Annotated in this window: 1 protein-coding gene; it reads left to right on the top strand. The window is 54.3% G+C overall.

Features of this window, described 5'->3' with window-relative positions:
• On the top strand, positions 1–247 hold a 247-nt coding region (locus QP363_RS13345; RefSeq protein WP_284764845.1), incomplete at both ends, for an Ig domain-containing protein.

Genomic DNA, 247 nt, shown 5'->3' with positions numbered 1-247 from the left:
GATGCTTCTGTGGTGACGGATAAGGTCACTGTTGTTGAGGGTCAGGAGGCTGATCCGTTTGATACCGCTAAGGATGTTCCGGAAAACGGCAAGGTTGAGGTCGATGGTCTGCCGGATGGTCTGACTGTTGATGAGAAGACCGGTGAGGTTTCTGGTACCCCAGACAAGATCACTGACTGGGGCAAGGATGAGGAAGAGCGTGACTTTGAGGTCACGGTCACCATCACCGACGAGGACGGCAACAAGG

This window comes from Corynebacterium sp. UMB6689 (assembly GCF_030215295.1).
Classification (GTDB): Bacteria; Actinomycetota; Actinomycetes; order Mycobacteriales; family Mycobacteriaceae; genus Corynebacterium; species Corynebacterium aurimucosum.
The sequence above is the reverse complement of the archived record's forward strand: the minus strand, read 5'-3'. Positions and strand labels throughout refer to the sequence as shown.